Here is a 7,418-nt window from a genome sequence, read left to right as displayed (position 1 = left end):
TTTTGGCCGCGGCGACGGCATTTTCGTGCTGCTTCAGGCGCCTGCCGCTTTTGAGATCGAGATCGCCGGTCGAAATAATCAGCACCTTGTCGGCGCCTTTGAATGCGGTTTCCAGCGATGCCGCGTCGTTGAAGTCGGCGGCCCTGACAACGACGCCGCGCAGCGCCAGATCGGCCACGCTTTCCGGATTGCGTGTGGCGGCGATGATGTTTGCCGGTGGAACTTTGTGCTTGTCCAGGAGATATTGGATGACGCCGTGGCCGAGCTGGCCGGAAGCGCCGGTGACGAGAAGGGTTTCGCTCATGGAAGGTCCTGACATTGCGCCGCTAAGGCGGTTCGAGTGGCAGTCTCAAAAAGAGACCAGCACTAAAATAGGAATTGACCTGGTGCCGTAAAGAAGGCAGTTTTTCGGGAGGTAGGCACACGCAGGGAACCAGCCATGGACGGCAAGGTCATCAATCTGAAATCGAAGTTGGAGGTCTATAAGGCCATCTCAGGCGGCGGCAATATTGCCAATTGTCCGGTTCGCGAGGTCATTCAAGGGGTGAGCGGCAAATGGAGATCGCTGCTGATGATGGCGCTGGCTGAAAAACCCTATCGCTTCGGTGAGTTGCGGCGCCTTGTGCCCGACATTTCGCAACGCATGCTGACCCAGACGCTGTACGATCTTCTGCGCGATGGCTATGTGCATCGTGAGGTGTTCCCGACCAAACCACCAAGCGTCGAATACAGCCTGACCGATCTCGGGCGCTCTATGTTCGGCGCCTTTCATCAATTGATTCTGTGGGCCGAACTCAACCATGATGCGGTGCGCGCAGCGCGCGCCGATTTTGATGCGTCCCAGGCTTGAACGGCCGCCAAGGCCCAGGCTTGAACGACCGCTAAAGCCCCACGGTGCGGCTTGATTTCGCCGGGCTGCTGAAGGATTGTCCCGGCCAGTTCGGCTTTGGGGGCATTGGCATTTCCTACGACATCGCAATAGCAGGCGCCGGGCCGGCGGGACTGGCCATGGCGCTCTATCTCAAGCGCGCCGGGCATCGGGTCACGGTCTTTGAACGCTTCGATGAGCCGAAGCCGGTCGGCTCCGGGCTGATCCTGCAGCCGACAGGGCTGACGGTGCTGGCCGATCTTGGCCTGCTCGACGACATGCTGGCGCTGGGCAGCCGCATCGACCGCCTGCATGGCGCCGATGCCACCACAGGCCGTACCGTGCTCGATGTCCGCTACGATGCGCAGCGCGGTGGCCGCTTCGGGCTGGCGGTGCACCGGGCGGCCTTGTTCGGCGTGCTCTTCCGCGCCGCCCAACGCGAAGCGATCGCCATCGAAACCGGCGTCGAGATCGAGGCCTTGGAGACGGGCGAACGGACGACGCTGATCTGCGGCAACGGACGAAGGGCGGGGCCGTTCGACCTCGTCATCGACGCCAGCGGTTCGCGCTCGAAACTGCGCGGCGCAAGCGCTGCAGGCGAGCCACGACCGCTCACCTATGGCGCGTTCTGGGCCTCGCTTGGCTGGCGCGGCGACGGTTTCGATGAGCGCGCGCTGCTGCAACGCTACGACAGAGCGAGCGTGATGATCGGCGTGCTGCCGATCGGCCGGCCGCAGCCGGGCGCTGAAAAGATGGCGGCCTTCTTCTGGAGCCTGAAGCCGTCGGACGCCGATGAGGTGCGCGTCCGGGGCCTGGATGCCTGGAAGGAGAGGGTGATCCGGCTGTGGCCGCAGAGCGAGGCGTATGTCAGCCAGATCGACAGTTTCGACCAGCTCTCGCTGGCGCGCTATGGCCACCACACGATGAAGCGGCCGGTTGGGCGGCGGCTGGCCATCATCGGCGACGCGGCGCACTCGACCAGCCCGCAGCTCGGGCAAGGGGCCAATATGGCGCTGCTCGACGCCGCGGCGCTCAGCCATGCGCTGGCGCGGACGGACAGTGTCGAAGCGGCACTTGAAGCCTATGCGAGGGCGCGGCGCTGGCATGTCCGCATCTTCCAGGCGCTGTCGCTGGCGTTCACGCCGTTCTACCAGTCGGATTCGGTGGCGCTGCCCTTCATCCGCGACAGGCTGGTGGCGACGGTGGCAAAAATCCCGCCGGCGCCGCAGTTTCTCGCCTCGATGGTGGCCGGCACCGTAATCGATCCGTTCAAGCGGATAGGACTGGTCGAAGCGCGGTGGCCGGATCGTTTTGGCCAATGAGGCTCGAAAGGTACGATCCCTTTGCCCGCAGGAAGGCATGCAGGCGCTGCGGGTAGTCCGGCGCCACGGCTTGCCTGATCGACGGGCGTTCACTCAACGCCCGGCGCCATGCGCGGACGAGGGGCTTTCGGTCAAGAATGCCGAAATCACCGATCCGGTCGAAGACATCGAGATAGCGGAAGACCGGACCGTAAACGGCGTCGACCAGCGAGAAGTGCTTGCTGGCGAACCAGGGGCCGCCAGGCTCGTCCGCCAACTCGGCTTCGAGACGGTCGAACATGGCGGACAGCGCGCTGGATTCGTCAAGGAAGCCGGCCTCGGTCGATGTTGAATAGAACCGGCTGATGGCATTGAGGGTTGCCGAACCGAACTCGATCCAGGCGCGATGCCGGGCGCGGGCATAGGGATCGGCCGGGTGGAGGGGATTGGCCTGCGTCTCTTCGAGGAATTCCAGGATGACGGCCGATTCGAAGATCACCGTTTCCTCGCCATTCCGCTGCACGCGCAGCAGCGGCACTTTGCCGAGCGGCGAGATCGCCTTGAACCAGTCCGGCTTGTTGGCGAGGTCGATATCGACGCGTTCGAACGGCACGCCCTTTTCGGCCAGCGAAATCGCGGCGCGCTGCACATAGGGGCAGAGGTGATGGCTGACGAGAATGAGCTTGTCGGCGCGTTTGCAGATTTCGTGTTTCATCGGATTGGCTTTCCCTGATTAATGCAATTGCATCTATGTAGATGCATATGCATTGATCGTCAAGCTTGATGCAATTGCATCTATCGTCTAAGGTGCGCCATGACCGAGAAAGCCGCGCCTTCGCCCGAAGCCATCAAGGCCTGGGCTCGCCTGATGCGCGTATCGCGCCAGTTGATGGAGAGCGCCGAAGAGGCGTTGAAGGCCGCCGGTCTGCCCCCACTTGCCTGGTACGACGTGCTGCATGAACTCGCCGAGGCGGGCGAGGGCGGGCTGCGGCCGTTCCAGCTCATCGAGCGCACGCTGTTCGCCCAATACAACATTTCGCGCCTGCTGGCCCGGCTCGAGGCCGATGGGCTCGTCGAGAAACTGCCGGTGGCCGATGACGGCCGTGGCCAGACCATCCGCATCGCGGCCAAGGGGCGAGACATACGCCGCCAGATGTGGGCTGTGTACGGACGCTCGATCGCCGAACTGGTTGGCGCCAAACTGTCGGCGGATGAGCTGACCATGGTCTCGGCACTGCTTGGACGGTTGCGCCATCCGCCAGCCAGCGATTAAGCGAGCCTGTCGCGCCAGCGCCTGTCCATTTTTGCAGATATTTTGCTCTCGTCCTCTTGCGCACGGCCTCGGATCGCGCAATATGCCGAACCGTAACGTACGGTACGGCCTATCGGGAATGCCGACCTTTCGAGAGAAGAGCGTGTTGCACATCGTGCCTGACATCGACACCAGCGAAGCGCTGACAGAGCGGCAGAAGGCCGTGCTCGACGCGGCGTTGCGGCTGCTGGTCGAAGAGGGCGACCAGCTGACCATGACCGCCGTGGCGCGCCGCGCCAGCTGTTCCAAGGAAACGCTCTACAAATGGTTCGGCGACCGCGACGGGCTGCTGACAGCGACGGTGCAATGGCAGGCCTCGAAAGTGCGGGTGGCACCGGTCGACCGCAAGGGGCTCGATCTTGCCTCGCTGACCGCGAGCCTCGAGCGCTTCGCCTCGGATTGGCTCAAGGTGATTTCCAGCGACACGTCGATCGCGCTCAATCGGGTGGCGGTCAGCCATGCGGGCTCCGGCAAGGACAATCTCGGCGCCGTGGTGCTGGAGAACGGCCGCTTCGCATTGGCCAAGCGGCTGAAGCCGGTGCTCGAGGCCGGCCGACGGACCGGGCTTTTGGATTTCGCGGATGCCGAGACGGCGTTTCGCACCTTTTTCGGGCTGGTCGCCCGCGATGTGCAGATCCGTCTGCTGCTCGGCGACCGGCTGGAATTGACTGAGGCGGCGATCGGCGGCGATGCCGCGCGGGCGACGCAGCAGTTTCTCGCTCTTCATGGAGCAACAACCGGCCGCAAGGCCCTAGAGCCGGATGATTTCAGGTCAAGTCGACCTGAAATCTGAATTCGTCTCTAAATCAAGAAGATAGAGCATGATGTCGTCCGAAAACCGCTTCACACTTTTCGGCATCATGCTCTGATTTATAAACGGGAAGGAAGACAAAATGCGCGTCTATTACGATCGTGATGCCGATCTCAATCTGATCAAGGGCAAGAAGGTCGCCATCATCGGCTATGGCAGCCAGGGCAGGGCGCATGCGCTCAACCTCAAGGATTCCGGCGCCAAGGAGATCGCAATCGGCCTCAAGGCCGGCTCGGCAACCGCCAAGAAGGTCGAGGCCGACGGTCTCAAGGTGATGAGCGTGGCGGACGCGGCCAAGTGGGCCGACCTGATGATGATGGCAACGCCGGACGAACTGCAGGCCGACATCTACAAGAACGAGATCGCCCCGAACATCCGCGATGGTGCCGCTATCGCCTTCGCGCACGGCCTCAACGTGCATTTCGGCCTGATCGAGCCGAAGTCGACGGTCGACGTCGTCATGATTGCCCCGAAGGGCCCCGGCCACACGGTGCGCGGCGAATACCAGAAGGGCGGCGGCGTGCCGTGCCTGGTCGCCGTCAACCAGGATGCCTCGGGCAATGCGCTCGACCTGGCCCTGTCCTACGCCTGCGGCGTCGGCGGCGGCCGTTCGGGTATCATCGAGACCAATTTCCGCGAGGAATGCGAGACCGATCTGTTCGGCGAGCAGGTCGTGCTGTGCGGCGGCCTGGTCGAGCTGATCCGGGCCGGTTTCGAGACGCTGGTGGAAGCCGGCTACGCGCCTGAGATGGCCTATTTCGAGTGCCTGCACGAGGTCAAGCTGATCGTCGACCTGATCTATGAAGGCGGCATCGCCAACATGAACTACTCGATCTCGAACACCGCCGAATGGGGCGAATATGTCTCGGGTCCGCGCATCATCACCGCCGAGACCAAGGCCGAGATGAAGCGCGTGCTGAAGGACATCCAGACCGGCAAATTCACCTCGGAGTGGATGCAGGAGTACCGCGCCGGCATGTCCCGCTTCAAGGGCATCCGCCGCAACAATGACAGCCACCAGATCGAGGAAGTCGGCGCCAAGCTGCGCGCGATGATGCCGTGGATTTCCAAAAACAAGCTGGTCGACAAGGCGAAGAACTGAGCGAAATCCACAAGCGCTCGAAAATAGCAGCTTCCATGAACAAGAAACGGCGCCACGTGGCGCCGTTTTTTCATTCTGTCGGTCAGCTCAGCTACAGGGCCAGCCCATCAATAGGGTGAGTAGCACTGCTGGCGCGGGCCGTTGTAGGGCTGGAACGTGTTGTCGTAGGCCCGGTACGACCGGTAGCGGTTGTAGCACCATTGGACATGGGCGCTCGAAAGCCGTCCCGCGCGGTAGTAGCGGCGCGGCGCCGGCCGGTCATAGTAGTCGTAGTTGTTGTACATGCTGCCGAGGCCAAGCCCCAGGCCAAGGCCCAGGATCGCGGCACTCGCGCCATCATCGTAGTAACGGCCGCCGCGATAGTGATGGCGACCATGGCGCCAACGCCAGTTGTCTCCACCATTCCAGTGACCGCCGCCGCCGTGCCAGTGCCGACGGCCGCCGTCCCAATTGCCCGACCGGCGCCATCTCCAATTGTCGTTGTTGAACTGACGGTTGTTGTTGCCGCCCGCCCAGCTGTCGCGGACCGGCGTGACATTCGGCGCCGCGGTGCTGGTGGGAATCGACAGGTCCGGTTGCATGATCGGGCCGGCGGCGGACGGTGCCGTGACGCCGGAGAGGATACCCAGGGCTAGCAGCCCCGATTTGACCGTGGAAGAAAAGAGCGAATTCATTGCACTCTCCAAGAGTTACAGGCCCCACGCCCACCCGAGGAATGGGGCAACAATGGATGTTTGCATCTGAACGGCGGATGAACGGAAAGGTTCCGTCAACCATGACGCGAACGCGCCCAAGACCAATCGATCTCAGATGGTGATCCTGCGCGCTTGTTTTCCGAAGCACTTGCGGGCAAAGGTCATGGCATGTCGCTGCGCCTTGCCACCTTCAATGTCGAGAACCTGATGAACAGGTTCGATTATTCCGGCTATCGCAACCAGCTCAACGAGGATCGAACGCTGGCGCTGTTCGATATCCAGAGCGAGGCGGAATACAGGATGCTGGAGCAGGCCCGCGCCATCGCCCAATCCGACGACACGCGCCAGCTGACGGCGCTGGCAATCGCTGCCACCCGGGCCGACATCATCTGCATGCAGGAGGTCGACAACATCGAGGCGCTGAAGGCCTTCGAATATGGCTATCTGTTCAAGATGGTGGGGCAGGGCTACCGGCAGAAATACACCACATCGGGCAATGATTCACGCGGCATCGACGTTGCCGTGATGATGCGCAATGAGACCGCCCAGGGCCAGCCGATCGAATTCGTGCGCATGACCAGCCACGCCTATGTCACCTACGAGCAGTTCGGGCTGCACACGCCGGAACTCGAGGCACTGGGCAATCAGGCCAATGAGCGCATTTTCCGGCGCGACTGCCTGGAGATCGACGTCACCGTGGGCGGCGTGCCGCTGACGCTCTATCTCGTGCATTTCAAGTCGATGGGTTCGCCGCGCAACGGGCTCGACGGGCGCGAGGCGACGATGCCGGTGCGCATCGCGGAGGCGCAGGCCGTGCGGCGCATCATCGAGGAGCGCTTCGGCAAGGACTATGCCGCCGACAAACGCTGGGCAATCTGCGGCGACATGAACGATTACCGCCAGCGTGTGAAGGTGGCCGGCGATGCGATCGACGGCTATCGCTTCGAGGTGGTCGACGAAGCCCTGTCCTGCATCAACGTGCTGACGGCCGGCGGCTTCTGCGAAAACGTCGTCGAGCGGCGGCCGGAGATGAACCGCTGGAGTTTCTACCACACGCGCGGACCGGAAGAGCGGCATCTGTGCCAGCTCGACTACATCCTGCTGTCGAAGGGGCTCGCCGCCAGCAACGCGACGGCTGTTCCCGACATCATCCGCAACGGCCAGCCCTGGCGCACCATTTTTCCGCCGGGGCAGGAGGTCGACCGCTTTCCGCGTGCCGGCTGGGACCGGCCGAAGGCGTCGGACCATTGCCCGGTGGCGATCACGCTGGACATGACCTGACGCATGAGTTTCGACCTGCCACGCAACGTCATCCTGCCGGTCGACCTC

At 62.9% G+C, this 7,418-nt stretch carries 9 protein-coding genes; 6 read left to right on the top strand and 3 right to left on the bottom strand.

What is annotated here, in order from left to right; all coding sequences use genetic code 11:
• On the bottom strand, nt 1–304 hold a 304-nt coding region (locus EN994_RS11300; RefSeq protein WP_127307537.1), incomplete at its 3' end, for an NAD(P)H-binding protein.
• A gap of 135 nt (nt 305–439) precedes the next feature.
• Between EN994_RS11300 and EN994_RS11295 the strand changes: the two genes are divergently transcribed.
• Together EN994_RS11295 and EN994_RS11290 are read left to right on the top strand one after the other, a co-directional pair.
• Nucleotides 440–850, top strand: coding sequence for a helix-turn-helix domain-containing protein (locus EN994_RS11295; RefSeq protein ID WP_063168259.1), 411 nt, complete (start codon nt 440–442; stop codon nt 848–850).
• Nucleotides 851–894: 44 nt separating this feature from the next.
• Nucleotides 895–2,190, top strand: coding sequence for an NAD(P)/FAD-dependent oxidoreductase (locus EN994_RS11290; RefSeq protein WP_082826476.1), 1,296 nt, complete (start codon nt 895–897; stop codon nt 2,188–2,190).
• On the opposite strand, the gene EN994_RS11285 is transcribed toward EN994_RS11290, so the two are convergent.
• On the bottom strand, nt 2,138–2,884 hold the full coding sequence (locus tag EN994_RS11285; protein ID WP_063168258.1) for a glutathione S-transferase family protein: 747 nt from the start codon (nt 2,882–2,884) through the stop codon (nt 2,138–2,140). The two genes, EN994_RS11290 and EN994_RS11285, sit on opposite strands and share 53 nt — an antisense overlap.
• 99 nt (nt 2,885–2,983) lie before the next feature.
• On the opposite strand from EN994_RS11285, the gene EN994_RS11280 reads away from it, so the two are divergent.
• The 3 genes from EN994_RS11280 to ilvC all read left to right on the top strand — a co-directional run bounded on the left by EN994_RS11280 (nt 2,984) and on the right by ilvC (nt 5,394).
• Complete coding sequence (locus tag EN994_RS11280) at nt 2,984–3,442, top strand: MarR family transcriptional regulator (RefSeq protein ID WP_063168257.1); 459 nt, start codon at nt 2,984–2,986, stop codon at nt 3,440–3,442.
• A 118-nt stretch (nt 3,443–3,560) separates the two neighbouring features.
• Nucleotides 3,561–4,274, top strand: a complete 714-nt coding sequence (locus EN994_RS11275; RefSeq protein ID WP_244514306.1) for a TetR/AcrR family transcriptional regulator — start codon at nt 3,561–3,563, stop codon at nt 4,272–4,274.
• A 100-nt stretch (nt 4,275–4,374) separates the two neighbouring features.
• Entirely contained in the window at nt 4,375–5,394 is a 1,020-nt protein-coding gene (ilvC, locus tag EN994_RS11270) for a ketol-acid reductoisomerase (RefSeq protein ID WP_013531065.1), read from the top strand.
• 107 nt (nt 5,395–5,501) lie between these two features.
• Here the strand turns inward: ilvC and EN994_RS11265 are convergent, their stop codons facing one another.
• Entirely contained in the window at nt 5,502–6,068 is a 567-nt protein-coding gene (locus tag EN994_RS11265) for a BA14K family protein (protein ID WP_013531066.1), read from the bottom strand.
• A 189-nt stretch (nt 6,069–6,257) separates the two neighbouring features.
• On the opposite strand from EN994_RS11265, the gene EN994_RS11260 reads away from it, so the two are divergent.
• Entirely contained in the window at nt 6,258–7,370 is a 1,113-nt protein-coding gene (locus EN994_RS11260) for an endonuclease/exonuclease/phosphatase family protein (RefSeq protein ID WP_013531067.1), read from the top strand.
• Nucleotides 7,371–7,418 lie beyond the last annotated feature (48 nt).

The organism is Mesorhizobium sp. M7A.F.Ca.CA.002.09.1.1 (genome assembly GCF_003998555.1).
In the GTDB taxonomy this organism is placed as follows: Bacteria; Pseudomonadota; Alphaproteobacteria; order Rhizobiales; family Rhizobiaceae; genus Mesorhizobium; species Mesorhizobium ciceri.
Note: the sequence above shows the minus strand (reverse complement) of the source record. Positions and strands in the feature narration are given on the sequence as shown.

Coding starts and splice junctions, on each gene's coding strand:
- EN994_RS11295 (WP_063168259.1), top strand. CDS start 440: ATGGACGGCAAGGTCATCAATCTGAAATCGAAGTTGGAGGTCTATAAG.
- EN994_RS11285 (WP_063168258.1), bottom strand. CDS start 2,884: ATGAAACACGAAATCTGCAAACGCGCCGACAAGCTCATTCTCGTCAGC.
- EN994_RS11280 (WP_063168257.1), top strand. CDS start 2,984: ATGACCGAGAAAGCCGCGCCTTCGCCCGAAGCCATCAAGGCCTGGGCT.
- EN994_RS11275 (WP_244514306.1), top strand. CDS start 3,561: ATGCCGACCTTTCGAGAGAAGAGCGTGTTGCACATCGTGCCTGACATC.
- ilvC (WP_013531065.1), top strand. CDS start 4,375: ATGCGCGTCTATTACGATCGTGATGCCGATCTCAATCTGATCAAGGGC.
- EN994_RS11265 (WP_013531066.1), bottom strand. CDS start 6,068: ATGAATTCGCTCTTTTCTTCCACGGTCAAATCGGGGCTGCTAGCCCTG.
- EN994_RS11260 (WP_013531067.1), top strand. CDS start 6,258: ATGTCGCTGCGCCTTGCCACCTTCAATGTCGAGAACCTGATGAACAGG.